Source organism: Nisaea sp. (assembly GCF_039990255.1).
Classification (GTDB): domain Bacteria; phylum Pseudomonadota; class Alphaproteobacteria; order Thalassobaculales; family Thalassobaculaceae; genus Nisaea.
Genome location: NZ_JBDXGG010000007.1, coordinates 20046 through 43570, shown reverse-complemented (window position 1 = coordinate 43570; position 23525 = coordinate 20046). Strand labels below are relative to the sequence as shown.

Below are 23525 nucleotides of genomic sequence, written 5' to 3'. Positions count from 1 at the left end.
GCAGAACAAGAAAAGCCCGGCTGTAGCCGGGCTTTTTTATTGATCGAGAAGCAGAGGTGCCGGGCCCGACGCATCGACCTCGGCGAAAGCTTCAACTCCTATTTATTCATCCGGTTATCGACCAGATCGTCGACCACAGCCGGCTCGGCCAGCGTCGACGTGTCGCCGAGAGAGTCCTGCTCGTTGGCGGCGATCTTGCGCAGGATGCGGCGCATGATCTTGCCGGAGCGGGTTTTCGGCAGCCCGGGCGCCCACTGGATCAGGTCCGGCGAGGCGATCGGGCCGATTTCCTTGCGGACCCAGGTCACCAGCTCCTTGCGCAGCTCTTCCGTCGGCTCCAGCCCGGCATTCAGCGTCACATAGGCATAGATGCCCTGCCCCTTGATGTCGTGCGGATAGCCGACGACAGCCGCCTCGGCGACCTTGTCATGCGCGACCAATGCGCTCTCGACTTCGGCGGTGCCCATGCGGTGACCGGAGACGTTGATCACGTCGTCGACGCGGCCTGTGATCCAGTAATAGCCATCCTCGTCCCGGCGACAGCCATCGCCGGAGAAATAACGGCCGGGGAAGGTGGTGAAGTAGGTCTGGATAAAGCGCTCATGATCGCCATAGACCGTGCGCATCTGACCGGGCCAACTGTCCGCGATGCAGAGATTGCCCTCGGTCGCACCCTCCAACACATTGTTGTCACCATCGACAAGGATCGGCTCGACCCCGAAGAAGGGCAGTGTCGCGGAACCTGGCTTAAGTGTGGTGGCGCCCGGCAAGGGCGTAATCAGAATTCCGCCGGTTTCCGTCTGCCACCAGGTATCGACAATCGGACAGCGTTTGTCGCCGACCACCTCGTGATACCACATCCAGGCTTCCGGATTGATCGGCTCGCCGACCGAGCCGAGGATGCGCAGGCTCTTCCGGCTGGTCGCCTTGACCGGCCCGTCGCCCTCGCGCATCAGCGCCCGGATCGCCGTCGGCGCGGTATAGAAAATCGATACATTATGCTTGTCGCAGACCTGCCAAAATCGGCTGAAATCCGGATAGTTCGGCACGCCCTCGAACATGAGGGTGGTGGCACCGTTGGCCAGCGGTCCGTAGATAATGTAGCTGTGCCCGGTGACCCAGCCGACATCAGCCGTACACCAGTAAACTTCGCCGTCCTTGTAATCGAAGACATATTCGTGGGTCATCGAGGCATAGACCATGTAGCCGCCAGTGGTGTGCAGCACACCTTTCGGCTTACCTGTCGAGCCTGACGTATAGAGGATGAAAAGCGGGTCTTCCGCGTTCATCTCCGTTGGCGGACAGTCATCGGACGCAGCCTCGCAGATCTCGTGATACCAATGGTCACGGCCCTCGACCCAATCGATCTTGCCCCCGGTGCGCTTGACGACGACGACGGTGCCGCAATCCGGGCAATTTTCCAGCGCCTTGTCGGTATTCGCTTTCAGCGGTACCGGCCGGCCGCCACGAAGCCCCTCGTCCGAGGTGATGACAATTCCCGATTCACAGCCCTGAACACGGCCCGCCAGCGCGTCCGGCGAGAAACCTCCGAAAACGATGGAATGCACGGCACCGATCCGGGCGCAGGCCAGCATGGCAACCGCAGCCTCCGGGATCATCGGCAGATAGATCGTTACCCGGTCGCCCTTTTTGACGCCGAGATCCTTCATGGCATTCGCGAATTTGCAGACATCGCGATGCAGCTCGCGATAGGTGATCTTCTTGTCGTCCTTCGGATCGTCGCCTTCCCAGATGATGGCGACCTGGTCCCCGCGCGTTGCCAAATGCCGGTCCAGGCAGTTCGCAGCCGCGTTCAGGGTACCGTCATGGAACCACTTGATGTGCAGATCCTTGGCGTCATAGGAAACGTCCTTGATCTTGCTGTAGGGCTTGATCCAGTCAATCCGCTTGCCGTGCTCGGCCCAGAAGCCTTCCGGGTTCTCGACAGACTCTTTGTACATCTTCTCGTATTTGGCTGAGTCCGCATGGGCCGTTTTGGCGATGTCCGCCGGCACCGGAAAATCATGCACGTCCCACATTGTTACCCCCTCGAGTATTGCGCGGTCTGACCACCGCATTCGTTATGTTTAATTGGCCGTAACTATAACAAGCGTTTCGCTGTGGTTAAGCGATTTTTGTGCGCTGCGTCGTCGCATCCCCTGGCGCGTGCTCTATCGTTCATCCGCACCGTCGATCTCCGCCTCCAGCGCCTCCGGGCTCTCGGCGTCAACCACCTTTGCGGCGATCCCGAAACCGAACCCCTGCCGGGCCAGCGCCGCCATGTCTCGGTCACGGTTCTCGTCCCGCTTCTCAATCAGCCGAAACGGGCCGATCCGCCGCCGCCGAGCATAGCGTGCCGCCGAAGCCAACTCGCCATTTTGCTGATCGACGACCTCGGCCAGCGCAGCCTCTATATCGTCAGGCGAAACACCCTTTTCCATCAGCTTGCGCCTGATCATTTTGGCCGAGGTGCCGCGCGCGACAAGAGACCGGACCCGGGTCTCGGCGAACAGCCGGTCGTTCAGGATACCCGCCTCGCAATAGCGCTGGACCACGGCATCGACCATCACCGCGCCTTCTGCCGGGTCGCTGCCATGATAGGCGGAGGACAATCGGACCCGCCGCATCAACACCACCTTCAGGTTCGCGGCGGAGCTGGCATAGCGCTCCATGTACCAGAGCGCGACATTACGCAGGTAGCTCTCGGTGATCGGCTTCGGCGGCTTTTTCTCGCGCCGTTTTCTACCGGCACCGCCATTTTCGGTATATTCACTCATTCTGGCTCCGGGTCGGCGCGACTTGCATCCCGCACCGCATGCCCCATTTGCTTGCTGTCACATCGCCTTGGCGCCTATTGTGCGCGCCCAGCGCAACCTAAGCCATCGGCCCGTACATGTCAGACCGTCCTTTCGCCTCGAATCTGAATGAGAACGATATTCCTGTTCCGGCCGTGCGCAGAGTCGGCATGGTCAACTGGATCGGAGTCTGCACGCTTTATGAAAAAGAGGTGCGCCGTTTCCTGAAGGTGATCACCCAGACCGTGTTCGCCCCGGTCGTCACCTCTCTGCTGTTCCTGGCCATTTTCACATTCGCTCTGGACCGCTCCATCGATATCGGCGACGGGCTTTCCTACTCGGAATTCCTCGCGCCCGGCCTGGTCGTGATGGCGATGATGCAGAACGCTTTTGCGAACACCTCTTCATCGATCATGATCTCTAAGATACAGGGCAACATCGTCGATATGCTGATGCCGCCTCTTGGTCCCGGCGAACTACTGGCCGCTTTCGCACTCGGCGGGATAACCCGGGGCATGATCGTCGGTGTTTCCACCGTCGTCACCATGTCGGTCGTGGTCGGCTTTCACGCCGCGCACTGGCCGGTCGCCATCTTCTTTGCCGTATCCGCGTCGCTCGCCATGGCCTTGATCGGCATTGCCGCCGGCATGTGGTCGGAAAAATTCGACCACTTGTCCTCGGTCACCAACTTTGTGATCCAGCCCCTCGCCTTTCTCTCGGGCACCTTCTATTCGATCGACCGGCTGCCCGGCATCTGGAACCAGATCGCCCACATGAACCCGTTCTTCTACATGATAGACGGCGTGCGCTATGGCCTGATCGGCTGGTCCGACAGCGACCCGCTGGTGGGTGCCGCAGTGCTGACGGTGATGAACGCTGTTCTGATGGGGCTGTGCTACCTGCTGCTGAAGCGCGGCTACAAGATCAAGAGCTGATTCACAAAACCGCTGGTCCCTCGGGCGCTGTCTGCTATTTTGCGCCGATTACGGTTCACTTGGCGGATTGAGACATGACCGCAGACGCCTCAACGGCAGCAACGGACAGCGGCACGCGCGAAAAGCGCACCACCGGGATTCTGCCGAGCCAGACCATCCGGGAAATGATCAAGGGTGGTCAGATCGCCAGCGATACGCCGGTAATCGACGGCCAGATTCAGCCCTCCAGCATAGACTTACGGCTTGGCGACGAGGCTTACCGGGTGCGTGCCAGCTTCCTGCCGGGTCGGAACGCCACCGTGGCCGATCGGCTCGAAACGCTCGCCATGCACAAGATCGACCTGCGAGACGGTGCGGTGCTGGAAAAGGGCTGCGTTTATATCGTCCGCCTGCAGGAAGGCGTCTCGCTGCCGCCCAAGGTCTCTGGCACCGCCAACCCGAAAAGCTCCACCGGCCGGCTTGATATCTTCACTCGGCTGATCACGGATTACGGCACCGAGTTCGAGAGCGTGCCGGAAGGTTATGAAGGCCCGCTCTATGCCGAGATCAGCCCGCGCACCTTCAGTGTGCTCGCGCGCACCGGCTCCCGATTGAACCAACTCCGTTTCCGGCGCGGCCATCCGGTCGCCAGCGACGCGGCGATGCGGCGGTTGCAGGACAGCGTGGTGCTGGTACATGGCCAGGACGCGGACATCAAGGAAGGCGTCGCGGTCAGTGTCGACCTGACCGGCGAGCCGAAATCCGGCCTGATCGGGTACAAGGCCAAACAACATACCGGCCTGATCGATATCGACCAGCCGGGCAGCTACGAGGTATCGGATTTCTGGGAGCCGCTCTACCGCCAGAAAGACCGCCCGGCGGAACTGGTACTCGATCCGGACGAGTTCTACATTCTCGCCTCGAAGGAATATCTCTCCGTTCCACTCGATTATGCGGCGGAGATGCGGGCCTACGACACGAAGGTCGGCGAGTTCCGGGTGCACTATGCCGGCTTCTTCGATCCGGGCTTCGGCATGCCCGAGGCAGGCGGCGAAGCGACCCGCGGCGTGCTTGAGGTGCGCTCCCACGACGTGCCATTCGTTATCAGTGACGGACAGATCGTCTGCCGCCTGGTCTATGAGCCGCTGATCGAGATTCCTGACAAGATCTACGGTGCCGGCGGTATTGGCTCAAACTATCAGGGCCAGGGCCTGAAGCTCGGCAAGCATTTCCGCGGCTGATCCTTCACGTAAACAACCACGCTCCGAGGTGTGACTGGCAGCGTAACGGCGCGCCCGTCCTTTCAGAGATGATGGTTGCGCGTGTCATAGGTCCGGTAATCGAAATAGACCATCTCGGCGCTGTAATCGTCCCAAAGCAAGAGCTGGTAGTTCGGCGGGAAATGCTGCCAGAGCAGCTGATTTAGCGAGGACTTCAGATCCGGGTTTTTCTGCCCCTGGGCGATCAGGAAGGCACGCATGGTCTCGAAGCTCGGCAGTTTGCCGTTCAGCTTCATGTTCGCCATGCCGCCGAGCACCGGGCGTTCGAAATCGAGTGCCTCCACATCGCGCCCGCCAATGTCGAGCGCTACCTCCAGCATGTCTTTCGCGGGCAAAGGAGGCCCCGCCTCAGCCGGGTTGGTTTCCGGCCAGTTATACTGGCTCCAGAAATTCCTGATCGCCCAGGCGATGGCCAGCTTGAATTTGTAACCATCCTCCGCGCCCGGCAAGTAATCGGAAAGCGGGCCGTAGCCGCAGGGAACGAAATCGAGAGAGTTCCACCAGAAACATCCGGTGGAGAAAGCTGCCTGTTTCGCGAAATTCGCGTCCCCGGCGGTCGAAGGGGCAAATGGATGGCCGATGACTTTCTGGTCCGGGAATTGCCAGGCCAGGTAGGAGGTCATGACCTGCGTCTGACATCCGCCAAGACTGTGCCCCGTGACGACAATGGGAACCTTCGCATCCCCGAGCAGGTATTTCAGAGCCGCCGCCACCGGGCAATCCGGTTTGTTCAGATCGCCGTCACGATGGAAGCGGGCGGACAGGCCCGCGATCTTGTCGAAGCCCTGGATCGTTCCCGTCGCGACGTCACCCGCGATAGCGGCCTTCCCGGCCCCTACATTCGGAGGCGGTCCCACCTTTTCTTTCTCGATCCAGCCGATTTTCACACCGTTGTTCAGGTAATCAGACCACGGGTGGGTGGAGAAAGAGCGCAGATCCTGATCGACCTGGTCGAGCAGACCGTGAATGCCCGTGCTGGTGTCCGTGCCCCGGATGCCGACGACATAGAAAAGCGGTGCACCGGTCTGGTCCGGTCCGCTGCGGTAGGAGGCAAGATAGATAAGATTGCTCCAGTCGGACGCAATCGCCGGCCCCCAGTCAAGCGACCACGACCCTCCCAGCGTCGGGGCGTCTTTTTTACCTGCATTGCCAGGCTCGGGGAGGGGAGGCAAGAAGTTCGGGTCCTGGATAGCCTGCTTCAGGTCTTCCGTCATGCTCACCGCATCGTGCTTCCACTCACTTGTATAAGCAGCATTTGCGAGCCCCAGCCAGACCATCCCGTAATACGCGCCTGGTAACAAATCCCTTATCTCATCGATCCGAGCCTCTCCCTGCACACCTACCATCCCGCAATCCCTCACCGCTTATGTTTGAGTAAAAGAATATAATTAATTTTCTACTATAAGATGTAATATTTTGTAAAGTGTGAGCGACGTTTGCAGGAGGCACGCTACACAGCGCACTAACCGATCTCCGGATACGTCACCCAGATGGTCAATCCGACGAAAAGGAGGGGGGAGGCAAGTGGGACAATAGCTGCTTCATCCTGATCAACGAGGATCCCGGCCGATCATCGGCCCCAAAACTGAAGCATAACGTTTTGGCGAAAACCCACTCCAGAAGCCAACAGCTCAAATGCACCGGCAAGGCTATGCAGGTGCTGATCAACAAGCTGGACCGCAGCACGCTGGACGAGCAGGAACGCCACGCGATAGAGGCGTTCGAAGTGCAGCTCCGGGAGATCAATCAGCTGAAAAACGCCGGGGCTAGAAACAAAACCGGCGCGGAACAGGGGATGAAAAAGCCCGCATACCGCGCCGGTCTGATTTTTTGAAGTTAGATCTGGTCTCAGACCGTAATGTCGACACCTGATGAGGAAGCGCTCTGCGTTCCTGCCGACTGGGCGATCTGCTTGGCCGTTTCAACGGCACTGGAGACGACCTGTGTCTGAACCAATTGCTGCTGCTTATCTGCTTGGAAAGCAAAGACAGCGAGGCTGGACTGCACGGGTGCGGTCATGGCGGATTCCTTTCTGGTAATTCCGCTTCTCAAGTGAACTAACTATAGTAGCCAGAGGTTTACGAGTCATGAAGTATCGTTTTGGATTTTATGGAATTTTTCATCTTTCCGGGACCGAAAGGGCCTGAATTTACTACGCGTTAGAGATTTCAATCCCGTCGTCCTGCTGAAGACCATTGCATTGCTGGTCTGGAAAATGGCATCAGTCTCTCATGAATAACCACGCGCAAACTCAGACTCGATTTTACTGGCCCTCCTCTTAGGAGCGGCACGTCGTTATTCATTTTTCGATCCCTGCCGCCGCGATCCGGCGAGCATGGGACGGCTATTCTGACATCTCTCCGAGTTACGGCGTCTTCTTCTCCCGGAGCAGCCAATGAACATCGCCACCAATCATATCCCTGACAGGGTCACCGACACCCAGCCCGTCATTCTCACCGGAGACCGGACCACCGGACCTCTGCACCTTGGCCATTATGCGGGGTCTCTCAGAAACCGTGTCGCACTCCAGCATTCACATCGGCAGTATCTGCTGCTCGCTGACGGTCAGGCCATGACGGACAATGCAGCGACCCCTGAAAAAGTCGCCAGCAATGTCCTGGAGGTTGCGCTTGACTACCTAGCCGTCGGAATCGACCCGGAACTGACCACAATCGCCGTCCAGTCCTCCCTGCCCGCGCTTGCCGAGCTGACAATGCTCTACATGAACCACGTCACCGTCTCCCGGCTGGAACGGAATCCGACGATCAAGACGGAAATCCAGCAGCGCGGCTTCGAACGGGACGTTACGGCTGGTTTTCTCTGCTATCCGGTCTCCCAAGCCGCCGACATCACCGCTTTCAAGGCGTCGCTGGTGCCGGTCGGCGAGGATCAGGCGCCGATGATCGAGCAGACAAACGAGATCGTCCGCCGATTGAACCGGCTGGCTGGCGAGCCCCTACTGCCAGAGGCGCGCGCCCTGATCCCTGCTGTCGGCCGCCTGCCGAGCATCGATGGTATCAGCAAGATGAGTAAATCGGCAGGCAACGCAATCCCGCTCTCCGCCTCTCCGGACGAAATCCGGAACGCTGTCCGGCGCATGTATACGGACCCCGATCACCTCACGGTCAGCGATCCGGGAAAAGTCGAAGGCAATGTTGTCTTCACCTATCTGGACGCTTTCTCGGACGACCCGGGCACAGTTTCAGACCTGAAGGCCCGATACCGGCGGGGCGGCCTCGGTGACATGCAGGTGAAAAACCATCTTGAGGAGATCCTGCAAACCCTGATCTGGCCGATACGGGAGCGCCGCGCCCGGCTCGCGGACGATCCCGGCGAGGTGATGCGGATGCTGCGCGACGGCACCGACAGGGCGCGGAAGGTCACGCAAGAGACGCTGGACGATGTTCGGGCCGCGCTAGGCCTCTTCCACTGGACGTGATGCGCCTGCCGGGGGAGGAGGTCGGAAGTCCTCCTCCGGCTGCGATTCGGATGAATCCCGGCGGGAGCGCCATATTCCCCTTGGCGTCCCCCGGATTCCGTGCTTTTTTCGTTTTCCGGCGGCGCCGGTTTTCGGTGCCGCCATTTTTTATGGTGGAGAAGGACGTTGGTTACCACGGTGATGCCCACATACGGGCGTATAGATATCGCTTTCGAGCGGGGGGATGGCCCTTATCTGTATAGCACCGAAGGCCGACGATATCTCGATTTCGCATCGGGGATCGCCACCAACTCCCTCGGTCACGCGCACCCGCATCTGGTCGAAACACTGAAGAGCCAGTCTGAAAAGCTGTGGCATGTTTCAAACCTCTATGAGGTTCCGGAACAAAAGCGGTTGGCGGACCGGCTGGTGCAGAATTCCTTTGCCGATACCGTGTTCTTCGCGAATTCCGGTGCCGAGGCGAATGAAGGCGCTTTGAAGATTGCCCGCAAGTACCAGTGGGAACTCGGTGAGAAGGAGCGGAACGAGATCGTCTGCTGTACCTCGGCTTTCCATGGTCGGACGCTGACCACCCTGTCGGCAGGCGACAACGAGACCTACCGGACTGGCTTCGGCCCACGCCCGGACGGCTTCCGTCATGTCGCTTTCGGCAACATGAACGAGATGCGCGAGGCGATGGGCGAGAAAACCGCGGCCATCCTCGTTGAGCCGATCCAGGGCGAAGGCGGCATCAACACCGCTGATGTCGAGTACCTGAAGGCGCTCCGCCAGGCGGCGGACGAGTTCGGCGCCCTGCTGATCTTCGACGAAATCCAGTGCGGCATGGGTCGGACCGGCAAGCTCTGGGCCTATGAATGGGCCGAGGTCGCGCCGGATATCATGACGCTTGCAAAAGGACTTGGTGGCGGCTTCCCGGTCGGCGCCATTCTGGCGAACGAGAAGGCGGCATCCGGTATGGCGCCAGGCACCCATGGCTCGACCTTCGGCGGTAACCCGCTGGCGATGGCAGTCGCGAATGCGGTGCTGGACGTCTTGCTGGAGCCGGGCCTGCTGGATCGCGTCGCCAAACTCGGCGATGATTTCCAGAAGCGCCTCGACGCGATTGCATCAAGTCATCCGAAGATCTTTTCGACGGTCAAGGGTAAGGGCCTGATGCTCGGCCTGGCCTGCGAGGTCACGAATGCGGACCTCCAGGGCAAGCTGCGCGAAGCAGGCCTGCTGACCGTCGGTGCGGCTGGGAACGTTCTGCGTATCCTGCCGCCGTTGATCATCGACGAAAACCATGTCGCCGAAGCATGCGGCATTATCGAGAAAGTCTGCGCGGACTGGAACGCCTGAAAAGGCAACCGGCCGGTCCACAAGATGGACCGGCCGGCGTCCGCCCCCGATTCTGGAACTCCGATATGACCAAACAGAACCATTTCCTCGATCTCGACCAGATCGATGCGCTGACCCTTCGGTCTATTGTAGATGAAGGCATGGCCATGAAACGCGGTGAGGCAGGTACTGAAAGACCGCTGGCCGGTAAAACTCTGGCGATGATTTTCGAGAAACCGTCGACCCGTACCCGCGTGTCTTTCGAAGTCGGCATGAAGCAGCTCGGCGGCGACGTCGTGGTGCTGAACGCGGCGGACCTGCAGCTCGGCCGCGGCGAGTCAGTCAGCGACACCGCGAAGGTGCTGTCCCGCTATGTCGACTGCATAATGATGCGGACCTTCGACGAGGCAACCATCCGCGAGATGGCGGAACACGCAACCGTTCCCGTCATAAACGGACTGACCGACAGCTCGCATCCCTGCCAGCTCATGGCAGACATGATGGCCTTCGAGGAACATCGCGGCCCCATCAAAGGGAAAGTCGTCGCCTATAGCGGTGACGGCAACAACATGGCCTCCTCCTGGATTCACGCGGCAACGAAATTTGGTTTCGAGCTTCGCATCGCCTGCCCGGCGGAACGCAGCCCGGACCCGGCCCTGCTGGAATGGGCGCAGAAGAATGGCGGCAACGTCACCCTGACACACGATCCGGAAGAAGCCGTCAAGGACGTGGATTGCGTGGTGACCGATACCTGGGTCTCCATGGGCGACGACAGTTCCAACGTGCATAATCAGCTCGGCCCGTATCAGGTGACCGAGGATTTGATGGCGAAAGCCAAACCGGATGCGATCTTCATGCATTGCCTGCCGGCACATCGCGGCGAGGAAGTGACGGCAGAGGTCATCGACGGTCCGCAATCCATTGTCTTCGACGAGGCAGAGAACAGGTTGCATTCACAGAAGGCTGTCCTCAACTGGTGCCTTTCATAGAACCGTTACGCCTGATCCGGAGATCAAGATGAGCACCGCCGACATTTTCGCAGAGTCGGGTCATGACGATCTATTGCTGCCGTTTCAGCTCGACCCGTTCGGCCTGCGCGGCCGCATGGTGCGTTTGAACTCCGCCGCCCACACCATTCTGGAGCGGCACGATTATCCCGAGCCGGTATCCAAAATGCTCGGCGAGGTCATGACCATCACGGTCTGCCTCGCCGGCGCACTGAAATACGAGGGCGTGTTTTCCCTCCAGATCAAGGGAGACGGGCCGATCCGCACCATGGTCGCGGATTTCACCAGCGAGGGACATCTGCGCGGCTATGCCGCGTTCGACGAAGATGCTGTGAAGCAAGTGGCCGAGAGTGGCGAAGCAACTGTTCCCCGGATGATTGGCGGCGGCTACATCGCCTTCACGGTCGACCAGGGCGCGGATACGGAACGGTATCAGGGCATCGTGCCGTTGGCCGGACAGACCCTCGCCGAATGCACCCACGACTATTTCCGACAGTCCGAACAACTCGAGACCGGCATCAATGTCGCCGTGCGCAAAGACGAGTTCGGCATCTGGCGCGCGGGCGCCCTGATGCTGCAACGCATGCCGCTCGACGGCGGTGAAGCGCCGGAGCCGGGCAAAGCCCGCACCGTGCATGACATGGACGCTTACGAGGATGCCTGGCGCACCGCCATGGTGATGCTGAGCAGCGCCAGCCCGGACGAGATCGCCGGCACCCGCGTCGCACCGGACCGGCTGTTGTTCCGTCTGTTTCATGAAAGCGGCATCCGGGCCTATCCGGCCCATCCCGTGGCGGAGCGCTGCCGTTGCTCGAAAGACCGGGTTGAGAGTGTGCTGAAATCGCTGTCCGACGAGGAAATCCAGGATATGACGGTGGATGGTCTGGTTTTCGTCGTTTGCGAGTTCTGTAAAACGCGCTGGGACTATGACGAAGCCGGCATTGAGGAACTTCGCGCCAGCACTGAAAATTGATCACAATGCTGCCCCATCACTTGGGCTAGAGTGAGCCTCTAGGCTCATTTATCCTTTAAAACCTCGGGGGCCCTCAATGCGAGTCCGGCTTGCTTTTCTGCTTTTCGCGTTCGTCGCACCGCTACTCGGTGCCTGCGCAACGCCGCCGACGGCGGACTTTCCAGAGCTGACCTTCCGGCACAAGACGCCGATCCGGCTTGCTGTCGGTTCCGTCGAAGTCATAAACGAGTTTCGTATGCCTTTCGCCGCGCCCAATGTGGAGCACAAGATGCCTGTCGCGCCCGGCCCGGCGGCCGAACGTTGGGCCGAGGACGTGCTGCAGGCCACAGGTGGCGCCGACAAACTGGTGATGGTCATCACCGATGCCTCGGTGACCGAAACAAAGCTCAAAGTGAAAACAGGGCTCAAGGGCGCTTTTACGACCGATCAGACGGAGCGGTATGCAAGCCGTATCGCGGTGCGACTGGAGATCCGCTCGCCAGATAACAGACGCCGGGCCGTGGCTGAAGCTTTCGCCACCCGCAGTGCGACCATTGCCGAAGATGCCACCCTGGCAGACAGGGAAGCTCTTTGGTACGGCCTGACGGAAAAGCTTTTGGGTGAATTCGACACCGTGATCAGACCACAGGTCAGCGCGCATCTCGGAGAATTTCTCCGCTAGCGCATCCGTGTTACGAACCGGAGCGGCAGACACAGCTCCGGTTCGAATTTGGTATCGTCAGATGTTTGCCAGCACGTGTTCGACACTGGACACTTCGAAAGCGCGTGGCTCTTCAACAAAAAGCTTGGTGACGGTGCCATTCTCGACAACCATCGCATAGCGCTGGGAGCGCGTGCCGAGACCGGCGGCGGAGACATCCATCTCAAGACCGAGCGCCTTGGCGAGGTCGGCGTTACCGTCCGCCACCATGGTCACCGAGTCGCCAGCCCCCTGATCCTTTGCCCAGGCACCCATCACGAAAGCATCGTTCACAGAGGTGCAGGCAATCGCGTCGACGCCCTTTGCTTTAAGATCGCCCGCCTTCTCCACGAAACCCGGAAGGTGTTTCACGGAACAGGTCGGCGTGAACGCCCCCGGTACCGCGAACAGGACAACCTTGCGGTCCTTGAAAAACTCTGCCGTATCGAGATCGTCGATCCCGTCTGCGGTATTTGTTTTCAGCGTCAACGCCGGAAAAGCGTCCCCAACTTTAATGGTCATTGCTTGTCCCTCTCCTGGGTGTTGCCGGCCGCATTGGCCGAGAAAAATCAATGCTAGAAAATACGCTGCTTGAGGTCGGGCAGGCCAGCCCGAATTCCAAAACCATCAGCTGCCAGCTTCCGCGATAGCGGATTGAACCGCCTCCAGGCTGAGCAACTCCGGCAAAGCCAAACCGGCAGGCGCTCCCGGGCCGTAAACGGCGTTGAACGGAATCCCGTATCGGCCGAACGATGCCAGATAATCCGCGATCTTTGGATCGGGGGTTGTCCAGTCGGCCCGCATCGCAACGAGGTCGTCAGACTCAATCAATCCAGAAATTTCATTAGTTTCCAAAACCAGCGACTTGTTGACCTTGCAGGTCAGACACCAATCCGCTGTGACATCCACCAGAACTGTCTTGCCTTCCGCCACCAGACGGGAGATCTCCCGTTTGTCAAAGGGCCGCCAAGCAGTTTCGATTGCAGATGCTTCCGGCACGGTTCCCTCTCGCACCGTCGCCTGCACACCGACGGCCAGGACGGCCATCATCGCTGCCAGAGCAAGAGGCGCGCCAGCGCGCCGGCCAAGCATTCCGTTCCGCGCTCTCCAGGCCAATGCCGCCGTCAGCACCAGCGCCACGCCACCGAGCAGAAAGACATGCAACATTTCAGTCGTCGCCGCGAAGACGGTAAAGAGCCACACGGCCGTCGCCAGCAGCGCCAAACCGAGGACACGGCGTAGCCAGATCATCCAGGCACCCGGCCGCGGCAGGGCGCGCGCCAGCCCCGGCAGCGCGGCAACCAAGAGGTAGGGCGCGGCCAGTCCGAGCCCCATGACGAGGAAAACCACGGCAATCTCCACCGCCCCGCGCGACAGCGCGAAACCGATCGCCGTGCCGAGAAACGGCGCGGAGCATGGCGTCGCCAACAAGGTAGCGAACGCACCGGTCAGAAAATGGCCCGACAGGCTGGTCTCGTCCGCATGACCGCCCGCTCCGGAAACCGAAAGTCCAAGATCGGAGACGCGTTGCGGCAACCCGATCTCGAACAGGCCAAGGAGATTGCCCGCGAACAGCATGAGTATGGCCACCATGAGCGCAAGGAACAACGGTTGCTGGAACTGGATTCCCCAGCCGACCGCCATACCCGCCTCTTTCAGTGCGATGGCACCCCCCGCCAGCAATAGGAACGAGACGACAATACCCGCGGCCGAGGCCAGAAACCCCGCCCGGATTGTGCCCTTATCCGCCCCGCCATATTTCACCGCCCCGACCAGCTTCAGGGACAGGACCGGCAGTACACATGGCATCAGATTGAGGATAAGGCCGCCAAGAAAGGCAATGCCGAGCACAGCGACCAGCGCCGCCCAGCGGTTGGTCACTCCGCCCTCGCCCCCTTCCGATACCATGAACTTCCGCTCAAGGAACCGGTCGCCGTCGACCAGCGTCAGGGTTATTGCCTCACCGGTCAGCCTGCTTCCCGCCGGCAGCGAGGCGGGAATAGTCAGCACGGCAGAGCGCCGATCCGCGGAGAAAGCAATATCCGGCTTGCCAAAGGCAAAGCCCGGCCGCGCTTCCGGAAAGATGTCGGGCGTGTCGAGCGGGCGCGTTGCATTAATGGAGATGGCGAGCGAGTGCGGCTCTGGTGTCCCGACTGCTGTAACCGTGTCGATATCGAGGCCAAGCCCGCTCAAGTTCTTGGGAACCCGGGCACGGAACCTGTCGATCAGTTGGGCGAAAGCCGTCGGACGCGCTTCTGTTCCCCCAAGATCAAGCGACAGACTGGCCGTCAGCGGGACGCAGATATCGCTGCAGGCAAGCGCGTTCATCTCCGCCCTCAGCGCCACCGGCGCTCCCGGCTGGGAAAGCGTCGCCCGAATCGGTATCACCACCTCGCCGTGATATCCGTAGGTCTCCAGCCCGAACAGGCTGAAACGCTCCGGTACTGGCCAGCGCCAGGCCGTCCCGGCGAGATTATCTGAGCCCTGCCATTCGATTTCCGGCGGATAACCGGCATCGCCCGGCGCGCGCCAATAGATTTTCCAACCGTCGTCCAACCTGAACTGAAGGCCAAGCGGGACACTGTCCTGGCCTTTGGTTCCTGCAACTGCGGAAATCAGCCGGACATCGGCGAATTCCGTTCTCACCCAGTCGGACGCGCCCGTCACAGCGGCCGCCGGTCGCGCAAAAACGCCAAGCGCCATGATGACGCCCAGAATGGCGGTCACGATTGGATTTCTGGGGCGGAAAACCCAACTCATAATCAGATGCCCGAGGTTGTTGCAGGGGTTTCATACCCTTTGCGTCCCGCATATATAGTGGACCGGAGCCGCCACGTCGGTCACATTTTCTGGAATTGACGGAAAGATTTGGTGGACCAAGCGCCGCCAAGGATCAGGACAGCCAAGAATGCCCACTACTGTTACCGAGGAAACCCAGGAAGGCTATCTTACCGGACAGCTTCTTGTGGCCATGCCCGCGATGCGCGATCCGCGTTTTGCCCGTTCCGTGATCTATATCTGCGTGCACAATGCCGAAGGCGCGATCGGTCTGGTCGTCAACCGTCTCGCCGGCTCGATTGAATTCGGCGACCTGATCGAACAGCTCGATATGTCGCTCGGCGAGATGGAGATCGTCACCAACCCGCCAGTCCATTTCGGCGGGCCGGTCGATACCGAACGCGGTTTCGTTCTGCACAGCGCCGACTATCAAAGCGAAGAGACGCTGGATATCGACGAGGAATTCGGCCTGACCGCCACAGTCGATATCGTCCGCACCATCGCATCGGGCAGCGGGCCGAAAAGCCATCTTCTGGCACTCGGCTACGCGGGCTGGGGACCGGGCCAGCTCGACGGGGAGATTCAGGAAAATGCCTGGCTCAATGTCGATGCCGACAACGCATTGGTCTTCGATAAAGATCTCGACAGCAAATGGGACCGGGCGCTGGCCAAACTCGGCGTCGATTCCGCACTGCTCTCGACCGAGGCCGGACGGGCCTGATTAGTTGTTCATGACAATCGGCTGCCATGCACTCGTTCAACCGGAAGCGCTTCTAAATCGACACCCTCAAGGCAACGCACGTTGACCGACCATAAATGCGGTGCGGTGCGCGGTCTACGGAACGGGAGGATGCCGCAACACGGGCAAAAATAGTCCGTCGCCTGCTTCGTGTTGAACTGATACGTCGTGAGATCTTCGAGCGGCGTGAGCAACTCCAGCGCCTTTTCTTCCACCCGATGCAGCAAAGCGCCCCGCTGTCGGCAAATCGAGCAGTCGCACACCCGGACATGATCAAGATCGGCCTCCACCTTAAAACGCACCGCGCCGCAGTGGCAGCTACCTGAATAAACGGTCATCTTCTGCTCCCCGGTCAGCCACGAAAAACCAAAGCATAAGGCGTTCGCCTAGGCGTTTTCCGGCAACAACTTGTCCACCAGCGCAAGCCAATACCCGATGCCGAGCGGAATCGACGCATCGTTGAAGTTGTAGTCCGGGAAATGCAGCTTGCCCGAGGCATGATTCGGCGATGCGGTGCCCATCCAGATATAGTTCCCCGGGCGCTCGTTCAGCATGAAGGAGAAATCCTCGCCCGCCATGCAGGGATCATGCTCCCGGATGACCTTGTCAGGGCTAACCAGCGACCCGGCAACTCCGGCGGCGAATTCCGCTTCGGCGGGCGGGTTGATGGCCGGGGGATAGTTCTTGCGGTAGTCGATCACCGCCTCGCAGCCGAAGCCCTCGGCGATACCAGTTGCCAGTGAACGAATGCGTGCCTCGGCGAGATCGCGCACGCCCGGCTCGAAATAGCGCACCGAGCCACCGATCACCGCTTCGTCCGGCATCACCACATAGGCGTCCGAGCCCCTGAACATAGAGACCCCGATGGTCGCGGTCTTATGTGGCGAGACATTGCGTCCCGGCACGCTCTGGATTGCGGTCACCAGGTGGGCCGCCGCCAGTACCGTGTCCACGCCGTCATGGGGCATCCCAGCATGGGTGCCCTGCCCGCGCACGGCGATGTCGAAATAGTCGATCCCGGCCATGGTCGGCCCGGCCAGCGGGCAGAAGGTTCCGAGTGGCAGATCCGGCCAGTTGTGCAGGCCCCAGACCGTCTCGCAATTCGCCTTCTCGAACAGGCCTTCCTCGACCATCACCCGGCCGCCGCCGCCGCCTTCTTCCGCCGGCTGAAAGATCAGCGCGACCGAACCGGCAAAATCCCGGCTCTCGGCCAACAGTTTAGCCGTCCCAAGCAGCATCGCGGTGTGCCCGTCATGCCCGCAGGCATGCATCTTTCCGGGAACTGTCGACTTGTAGGGCACGTCGCCGACTTCCTGCATCGGCAGCGCGTCCATATCCGCGCGGAGCCCGATCATAGGCCCCTCGGAACGGCCGCGAACAATACCGACCACGCCCGTGGTCGCAATCCCGATCAGCACCTCGTCGACCTCGAAGGCCCGCAGCTTCTCGGCGACAATCCCGGCAGTGCGCACCTCCTCGAACCCGGTCTCGGGATGAGCGTGCAGATCGCGGCGCCATTCGGTGACGTCCCCATGCAGGGCGGCAATACGGTTGTGATGGCGCGATGAAAAGGCGGGAATATCGGTCATGGAAGCTCCGGTGATTTCGCCGGATCCGGACGGTCTGGCGGGATACGGAACAACAATGCCAATCCGAAACGCTCTCGTCGAGTTGAACCGGAAGGAGCCCGCCTAGAAGTGCTTCAACTCATCCGCGAAGCTTGGGTAAAACTCCTCACGCAGCAGCGCGAACAGGACGTGGTCCTGCCAGCGGCCGTCGATCTTCAGATATTTCTTTGCAAGCCCTTCTTCTCGGAAGCCGACTTTGCGCAGCACGCCTTGGCTCGGATAATTGCGCGGCAGGCAGGCCGCCTCGACGCGGTGCAGAGACAACTGATCGAAACCAAAAGAGCAGGCGCCATGCACAGCCTCTGTCATATAGCCGTTCCGGGCATACGGGCGACCGATCCAGTAGCCGATGGTACAGCACTGGGCGACGCCCCGGCGGACATTGGCGATGGTGATTCCGCCTACCAGCGCATCGTCGCTGCGCCGATATATGAGGAATGAATATCCCTGGTCCCGCGCCCAATCTTCGGCATAGCGGGCAAGGCGGCGTCTAAAGGCGGCGCGTGTCAGGGCGTCGTCCGGCCAGCGTGGTTCCCACTCGACAAGAAAGTCCCGGCTGATTGCGCGCAGCTCGGCCCATTCACGCCAGTCGTTCTTATTCGGCTGTCTGAGATAAAGCCGCGGCAGAGATACGCGCGGCTCGATCTTGGACGGCGGAAAAAACGTCAGGACCAATTCGCCAATCCCCTCGAAGCCCGTTACAGCGCCATTTTTCCCGTTAACCGTACGGATGGCAAGCAGAACCACCGTACGGCAACGCTTGCCGTACGGGGCCGGAAGACCTGAGAGAACGCCGACGCCGGTTCGTCAGTTCAGCCGGGCGCAAATCTTGTCGTAGGATTCAAGACTTTTGGTCGGGCCGAGAGCAGCCAGAGTCGGCGTACTCTTGAGCAACCTTTCTGCCACCCGTCGGATCGCCGCCGTGTCGACCGCATCGACCTTGGTGACAAGCTCCTCAACCGAGACTGGACGGCCGTAGACCAGCATGTGCTGGGCCAGTTGCTCACACCGGTTCGACGTGCTCTCCCGGCTCATAAGCAGACCGGAACGTAGCTGCGTACGGGCGCGCTCCACCTCTTCTTCGCTTACATTTGCCGCGACATCCATCAGCTCATCGCAGACCACCGGCATCAGTTCGACAGATTCCTTCTCGCCGGTCCCGGCATAGATCGAGAACATGCCGCTATCGTGGTAGGCCGCACTGAAGGAATAGATGGAATAGACTAGCCCGCGCTTCTCCCGTATTTCCTGGAAAAGCCGTGAGGACATGCCACCGCCGAACAGCATGGAGAGAACCTGCTGGGCATAGAAGTCCGGGTCATGAAAGCCCATTCCCTCGAAGCCGAGCAACAGGTGCAGCTGTTCCAGATCCTTCTCGACCCGGGTCTCGCCGCCCTTGTATGCGGCGGCCTCCGTCTTTGCTGCAGTTTGCGCTCCGAGCGCGCCGAAGCCGCGCTCAACCTCGGCCACTACCGTGTCATGATCGACGGCGCCCGCCGCAGAGAAGATCAGGCTGTCGCCCGCGTAATTCTCGTTGATGAAGGCCATGATGCCGTCCCGGCTCATCTCCTGGACGATTTCGCTGCGGCCCAGAACCGGGCGGCCCATTGCCTGCTCCGGGTAGGCGGTCTCCTGGAAATAATCGAAGATGATGTCGTCCGGCGTGTCCGCCGCCTGACCGATCTCCTGGATGATCACGGACCGTTCGCGGGTCAGTTCCTGCTCGTCGAAGGTTGAGTTCACCAGAATGTCCGAGATGACATCAACACCCAGCGACACGTCTTCCTTCAGCACCTTGGCGTAATAGGCCGTCTGCTCACGCGCCGTGTAGGCATTCATGTGCCCGCCGACCGCCTCGATCTCCTCGGCGATCTGCAGCGCCGAGCGGCGCCGGGTGCCCTTGAACACCATATGCTCCAGCAAGTGCGCCACGCCGTTCTCGGCCGCGACCTCGTGCCGGGTGCCAACATTCAGCCATGCCCCGAGAGAGACACTCTCGACGCTGGCCATCTTGTCGGTCACGACGCGGGCGCCGTTGGCGAGTTCGGTGATCTTGATTCCGTCCATGTCGCCGCTCATGCAGCGTTCTCCTTGGTCTTGACGATGCCTGCTATATGGGTGCTGACAGTCCCGTAGTCATTAGCGAGCACGGTCATACGCTCTTCACGCTCAAGCAGGTCGGCGAGCCGTGGCGGCAATGCCGGGCGCAGACCGATGGCGGACTCCACCGCATCCGGGAACTTCGCCGGATGGGCACAGGCAAGAGAGATCATCGGCATATCGGTGCCGATGGCGCCGCTGTCGCGGGCCTGACGTGCGGCACCAAGAGAGACCGCCGAATGCGGATCGGTAATCTCGCCCGTCTCCTCGTAAACCGCCTTGATGGTCGCTTTGGTCCCGGCCTCATCGGTCCGGAAGCCGTCGAACTCGGCACGAGCACGTTCCAGCATGCCCTGCGAAATTGAAAAGCTGCCAGTCTCGCGAAAGCTCGAAAGTGCATCGGTCACCGCAGCGCCATCCCGGTGAAAGAGATCGAACAGGAAGCGCTCGAAATTGCTGGAGACCTGGATATCCATGCTCGGGCTGATCGAGGGCTGCACGCCTTCCAGCGTCATCTCGCCGGAAGCGAGGAAGCGGGACAGGATGTCGTTCTGGTTCGTCGCCACCACCATGCGGTCGATCGGCAGCCCCATCTGCTTGGCGGCATAGGCGGCGAAGATATTGCCGAAATTCCCGGTCGGCACGACGAAAGAGACAGGCCGCTCCGCCGTGGCCCCGATGCTGAGCGCCGAGGTCACGTAATAGACCACTTGCGGCAGGATGCGCGCCCAGTTGATCGAGTTCACGCCGGACAAATTGTGCTCGTCCCGGAAGGCGATGTCGTTGAACAGCGCCTTCACCATGTCCTGGCAATCGTCGAAGGTGCCTTCCAACGCAATGGCGTGGACGTTCGGCGCATCGACCGTCGTCATCTGGTGCTGCTGCACCGGAGAGACCCGGCCTTTCGGGAAGAAAATGAAGATCTCGGCATTGGCGCTGTCGCGGAACGCCTCGATGGCGGCCGAGCCGGTATCGCCCGAAGTGGCACCGACAATCGTGACCTTCTCGCCACGTTTGGTCAGCACATGATCGAACATCCGGCCGAGGACCTGCATCGCATAGTCCTTGAAGGCCAGCGTCGGTCCGTGAAACAGCTCCATAACCCAGAGATTGCCGTCGAGCTGCTTCAGCGGCGCGACGGCGCTGTGCTCAAAGCTGCCATAGACCTCGTCCATGATGCCCTTTAGCGTCGCGTCGTCGAACGCATCGCCCGTAAACAGGCGGCAAACCTCGAACGCGGTCTCGGCATAGGACAGCCCGGCGAGCCGTTTCAGATCCGCCGGAGTGAGTGTCGGCCATGTCTTCGGGACATAGAGCCCACCGTCGCGGGCGAGGCCCGTCAGGAGTACGTCTTCAAAACCGAGTTCAGGGGCCTTGCCCCGGGTACTGATATAGCGCACGTCCGCCGTCTCTTTTTCGCCGTTCGAAAGGACGCAACCTAGCGGTGGCGCTGGGTTCTTGCAACAATGCCGGCTCTGTCGGGATATGATGCAAACCGGGACGCTTTACATGACCATCGAAACTGTCGGAATCATGACGCCCGGGGACATGGGACACGCCATCGGCCAGCGGCTTGGCGAAGCCGGAATTCGGGTCGTCACCAACCTCGAAGGCCGCTCCGATCGCAGCCGCGCTTTGGCGAAAAAAGCAGGCATCGCGGATCTAGGCTCCGACGCGGCTTTGCTCACCGAATGCGATGCAATCTTCTCCATCATGCCGCCGGATCAAGCGGGGGGCTTCGTTACACGGATGGCTCAGGCGGCGGGAACGCTCGGCACGAAACCGAAGGCGCTGATTGCCGACCTGAACGCCGTCGCTCCCTCCACGGCGCGGCAGCTTCAGGCGACAGCGGAAGCCGCCGGTATCGGCTTTCTCGACGGCGGCATCATTGGCGGCCCGCCCTATCCGGGACGGCCGAGCCCGCGTGTTTACCTGAGCGGCCTGGGCGCCGAGGCCCTTACGTCCCTCTGCCCCGCCCTCGACATCCGCCCGCTCGGCGATGAAATCGGTGCTGCTTCCGCCCTGAAGATGTGTTTCGCAACCATGACCAAGGGTGTCCAGGCCCTCGCCATACAGAGTTTCGTGACGGCAGAGCTGGAAGGGGTCGGACCCGCCCTGAAAACCGAGATGAGCAACGTTCTCGCACCGTTGCGGGCCAGCATGACCAGCAGCCTCCCCGGCATGCCGCCGAAAGCCTACCGCTGGGTCGGCGAGATGGAGGAGATCGCCAAGACTTATGGCGATGCAGGCCTGACACCTAAGACCTTCGAGGGCGCAGCCGATATCTACCGCTTTATCGAAAGCACCCCGCTGGGAAAGGAAGTGGTCGAGAACCGGACCATGGGCACCGATCTGGACGATCTTGTGGCACGGCTTGCGGATGCGCTCCGGGAGCGGCGTGCCTAACGCGTGGTCTTTTGCGCCAGCCATTCCTCGCGCGTAATTTCCCAAACCTCCGTCGGCAGGCGCCCGGAGACATAGTCTTTCTCGCCCGTCGCAACCAGACGCATGCCGGTCTTCTCCGAGATACGGCGGGACGCGAGGTTCGGCGCCGCCTTCGGGATGCGCATGAGCAATCGACCGAGGGTGACGAACCAGAAATCCGTCACCACCTCCACCGCCTCCGACATCAAGCCTTTGCCCTGCCATTCTGGTGCCAGCCAGAAACCGCGATTGGCTTCCGACTTGTCATAGAGACCGATCAATCCGATCAGTTCTTCCGACTTCGATCTGGGCCGCAATGACCAAGTCCACTCGGTGCCCGCACGCTGGGCAGGCAGGGCAAAATCACGAATGAATGTCTCCGCCCCGTCCGGTGGATAGGGCCATGGGATAGACGCGCTAGAGAGGTGCTTCACGATATCCCATTGCGGGAAGGTTTTCTGCACCGAGGGTGCATCGGCGAGCTCAAGCGGCCGAAGGATTAGTCGCTCCGTTTCCAGCACTGGGATATCTGGGATATCCAGAATTTCCGTTACCTCACCCATCGCTGCCTCTCTCCGCGAAATCTCCCCTCAACCAGCATAACCAAGCGGCAAGGCCGTCGTATACTTGATCTCTTCCATCGCGAAACTGGAGCTGACTTCGGCCAGATCCGCGATCGAGATCAAACGCTTGTAGACCGCGTCATAGGTCTCCACGCTCGGGACCACGACACGGAGCAGGTAATCGACGGTCCCGCTCATGCGGTAGAATTCGAGAACTTCCGGGATATCCGAAACGCCCTTGGCGAATTTCTCCAGCCAGACATCGCTATGCTGGCTGGTACGGATCATGACGAAGACAGTCAGTGGCACGTCGACCGCGCGGCGATCCAACAACGCCACCTTCTTGCGAATCACGCCCTGCTTCTCGAGGTTCTGGATACGCCGCCAGCAGGGTGTCGAAGAGAGGCCGACACGGGTGCCGATCTCCGCCACGGAGAGATCAGCATTCTCTTGCAACAGGGCGAGGATACGCCGGTCTGTCTCGTCGATCTTCATTCCACATTACCCGACTATGTTAGAATAACATTCTAACACACAGCCGATTCTTGAGGAAAATAGCAAACTTTTTGCCACGATTTCGGGCCAGAATGAATGCGACTTCCACATTCAATCCGGGGCGCCGCCATGATCTTCAAAATCTTCACCAGCCATCCGCAATCGGTCGGCGAGAGCTACTGGCAGCATTTCGGGTTCGCGACCTCGACCGGCGGTGCGATGATCCTTGGCGGCCTCGCATGCATGGTGCACGGCCTGTTCCCGTTCCTCTGCACCCGGACCGGAAGCAAGACCATCGCGCAGCTTTATGGCCGTATGTCCGGCGGCGCGCGGCATGCAGTTATGGAAAAGAACCACACCGAACTCAGCCAGCAACCGGCTGAATAGATCTCTT

The 23525-nt window shown here is 60.5% G+C and carries 24 protein-coding genes; 11 read left to right on the top strand and 13 right to left on the bottom strand.

The window, feature by feature from the left end:
* Positions 1 to 98: 98 nt before the first annotated feature.
* On the bottom strand, positions 99 to 2039 hold the full coding sequence (gene acs / locus ABJ076_RS04925; RefSeq protein WP_348187281.1) for an acetate--CoA ligase: 1941 nt from the start codon (positions 2037 to 2039) through the stop codon (positions 99 to 101).
* Positions 2040 to 2171: 132 nt separating this feature from the next.
* Positions 2172 to 2777: a RecX family transcriptional regulator gene (locus ABJ076_RS04920; RefSeq protein WP_348187283.1), complete on the bottom strand. Its 606-nt coding sequence runs from the start codon at positions 2775 to 2777 to the stop codon at positions 2172 to 2174.
* A gap of 116 nt (positions 2778 to 2893) precedes the next feature.
* On the opposite strand from ABJ076_RS04920, the gene ABJ076_RS04915 reads away from it, so the two are divergent.
* Together ABJ076_RS04915 and ABJ076_RS04910 are read left to right on the top strand one after the other, a co-directional pair.
* Positions 2894 to 3730 carry an ABC transporter permease gene (locus ABJ076_RS04915; protein ID WP_348187285.1) on the top strand — a complete coding sequence of 279 codons (837 nt, stop codon included), beginning with the start codon at positions 2894 to 2896 and terminating at the stop codon, positions 3728 to 3730.
* A 74-nt stretch (positions 3731 to 3804) separates the two neighbouring features.
* Entirely contained in the window at positions 3805 to 4950 is a 1146-nt protein-coding gene (locus tag ABJ076_RS04910) for a 2'-deoxycytidine 5'-triphosphate deaminase (protein WP_348187287.1), read from the top strand.
* 62 nt (positions 4951 to 5012) lie between these two features.
* On the opposite strand, the gene ABJ076_RS04905 is transcribed toward ABJ076_RS04910, so the two are convergent.
* Entirely contained in the window at positions 5013 to 6335 is a 1323-nt protein-coding gene (locus ABJ076_RS04905; RefSeq protein ID WP_348199367.1) for a hypothetical protein, read from the bottom strand.
* Between the two features lie 305 nt (positions 6336 to 6640).
* Between ABJ076_RS04905 and ABJ076_RS04900 the strand changes: the two genes are divergently transcribed.
* Entirely contained in the window at positions 6641 to 6823 is a 183-nt protein-coding gene (locus ABJ076_RS04900; RefSeq protein ID WP_348190229.1) for a hypothetical protein, read from the top strand.
* 14 nt (positions 6824 to 6837) lie between these two features.
* Here the strand turns inward: ABJ076_RS04900 and ABJ076_RS04895 are convergent, their stop codons facing one another.
* Positions 6838 to 7008, bottom strand: coding sequence for a hypothetical protein (locus ABJ076_RS04895; RefSeq protein WP_348190231.1), 171 nt, complete (start codon positions 7006 to 7008; stop codon positions 6838 to 6840).
* A 376-nt stretch (positions 7009 to 7384) separates the two neighbouring features.
* On the opposite strand from ABJ076_RS04895, the gene trpS reads away from it, so the two are divergent.
* The 5 genes from trpS (at position 7385) to ABJ076_RS04870 (ending at position 12386) form a co-directional block, all read left to right on the top strand.
* Positions 7385 to 8428, top strand: coding sequence for a tryptophan--tRNA ligase (gene trpS, locus ABJ076_RS04890; RefSeq protein ID WP_348190233.1), 1044 nt, complete (start codon positions 7385 to 7387; stop codon positions 8426 to 8428).
* A gap of 165 nt (positions 8429 to 8593) precedes the next feature.
* Positions 8594 to 9766 carry an aspartate aminotransferase family protein gene (locus ABJ076_RS04885; RefSeq protein WP_348190235.1) on the top strand — a complete coding sequence of 391 codons (1173 nt, stop codon included), beginning with the start codon at positions 8594 to 8596 and terminating at the stop codon, positions 9764 to 9766.
* Positions 9767 to 9831: 65 nt separating this feature from the next.
* Positions 9832 to 10734: an ornithine carbamoyltransferase gene (gene argF / locus ABJ076_RS04880; RefSeq protein ID WP_348190237.1), complete on the top strand. Its 903-nt coding sequence runs from the start codon at positions 9832 to 9834 to the stop codon at positions 10732 to 10734.
* 28 nt (positions 10735 to 10762) lie between these two features.
* Positions 10763 to 11725, top strand: coding sequence for an Hsp33 family molecular chaperone HslO (locus tag ABJ076_RS04875; RefSeq protein WP_348190239.1), 963 nt, complete (start codon positions 10763 to 10765; stop codon positions 11723 to 11725).
* 76 nt (positions 11726 to 11801) lie between these two features.
* Entirely contained in the window at positions 11802 to 12386 is a 585-nt protein-coding gene (locus ABJ076_RS04870; RefSeq protein WP_348190241.1) for a hypothetical protein, read from the top strand.
* Between the two features lie 57 nt (positions 12387 to 12443).
* On the opposite strand, the gene ABJ076_RS04865 is transcribed toward ABJ076_RS04870, so the two are convergent.
* Together ABJ076_RS04865 and ABJ076_RS04860 are read right to left on the bottom strand one after the other, a co-directional pair.
* Positions 12444 to 12926: a peroxiredoxin gene (locus ABJ076_RS04865; RefSeq protein WP_348190243.1), complete on the bottom strand. Its 483-nt coding sequence runs from the start codon at positions 12924 to 12926 to the stop codon at positions 12444 to 12446.
* A 105-nt stretch (positions 12927 to 13031) separates the two neighbouring features.
* On the bottom strand, positions 13032 to 15131 hold the full coding sequence (locus ABJ076_RS04860; protein WP_348202628.1) for a protein-disulfide reductase DsbD domain-containing protein: 2100 nt from the start codon (positions 15129 to 15131) through the stop codon (positions 13032 to 13034).
* A 181-nt stretch (positions 15132 to 15312) separates the two neighbouring features.
* On the opposite strand from ABJ076_RS04860, the gene ABJ076_RS04855 reads away from it, so the two are divergent.
* Positions 15313 to 15903 (top strand): YqgE/AlgH family protein, encoded by a 591-nt coding sequence (locus ABJ076_RS04855; RefSeq protein ID WP_348188793.1) that lies wholly within the window; start codon positions 15313 to 15315, stop codon positions 15901 to 15903.
* A gap of 8 nt (positions 15904 to 15911) precedes the next feature.
* On the opposite strand, the gene ABJ076_RS04850 is transcribed toward ABJ076_RS04855, so the two are convergent.
* The 5 genes from ABJ076_RS04850 to thrC all read right to left on the bottom strand — a co-directional run bounded on the left by ABJ076_RS04850 (position 15912) and on the right by thrC (position 21049).
* Complete coding sequence (locus ABJ076_RS04850; RefSeq protein WP_348188791.1) at positions 15912 to 16259, bottom strand: GFA family protein; 348 nt, start codon at positions 16257 to 16259, stop codon at positions 15912 to 15914.
* A 48-nt stretch (positions 16260 to 16307) separates the two neighbouring features.
* Positions 16308 to 17510, bottom strand: a complete 1203-nt coding sequence (locus tag ABJ076_RS04845) for a M20 aminoacylase family protein (protein WP_348188789.1) — start codon at positions 17508 to 17510, stop codon at positions 16308 to 16310.
* A 102-nt stretch (positions 17511 to 17612) separates the two neighbouring features.
* Complete coding sequence (locus ABJ076_RS04840) at positions 17613 to 18296, bottom strand: GNAT family protein (RefSeq protein ID WP_348188787.1); 684 nt, start codon at positions 18294 to 18296, stop codon at positions 17613 to 17615.
* A 60-nt stretch (positions 18297 to 18356) separates the two neighbouring features.
* Positions 18357 to 19628, bottom strand: coding sequence for a pitrilysin family protein (locus ABJ076_RS04835; protein WP_348188785.1), 1272 nt, complete (start codon positions 19626 to 19628; stop codon positions 18357 to 18359).
* Complete coding sequence (gene thrC, locus ABJ076_RS04830; protein WP_348188783.1) at positions 19625 to 21049, bottom strand: threonine synthase; 1425 nt, start codon at positions 21047 to 21049, stop codon at positions 19625 to 19627. Before thrC ends, ABJ076_RS04835 begins: the two co-directional genes overlap by 4 nt.
* Positions 21050 to 21158: 109 nt before the next feature.
* On the opposite strand from thrC, the gene ABJ076_RS04825 reads away from it, so the two are divergent.
* Positions 21159 to 22055 (top strand): DUF1932 domain-containing protein, encoded by an 897-nt coding sequence (locus ABJ076_RS04825; RefSeq protein WP_348188781.1) that lies wholly within the window; start codon positions 21159 to 21161, stop codon positions 22053 to 22055.
* On the opposite strand, the gene ABJ076_RS04820 is transcribed toward ABJ076_RS04825, so the two are convergent.
* A complete protein-coding gene (locus tag ABJ076_RS04820; protein ID WP_348188779.1) occupies positions 22052 to 22636 on the bottom strand; it encodes a GNAT family N-acetyltransferase in 585 nt (194 codons plus the stop codon). The two genes, ABJ076_RS04825 and ABJ076_RS04820, sit on opposite strands and share 4 nt — an antisense overlap.
* 27 nt (positions 22637 to 22663) lie before the next feature.
* The gene (locus ABJ076_RS04815; protein WP_348188777.1) at positions 22664 to 23131 is read right to left on the bottom strand and encodes an Lrp/AsnC family transcriptional regulator; all 468 of its coding nucleotides are present in this window, start codon (positions 23129 to 23131) and stop codon (positions 22664 to 22666) included.
* A 129-nt stretch (positions 23132 to 23260) separates the two neighbouring features.
* Between ABJ076_RS04815 and ABJ076_RS04810 the strand changes: the two genes are divergently transcribed.
* A complete protein-coding gene (locus ABJ076_RS04810) occupies positions 23261 to 23518 on the top strand; it encodes a DUF6356 family protein (RefSeq protein WP_348188775.1) in 258 nt (85 codons plus the stop codon).
* The last annotated feature ends 7 nt before the right edge of the window (positions 23519 to 23525 follow it).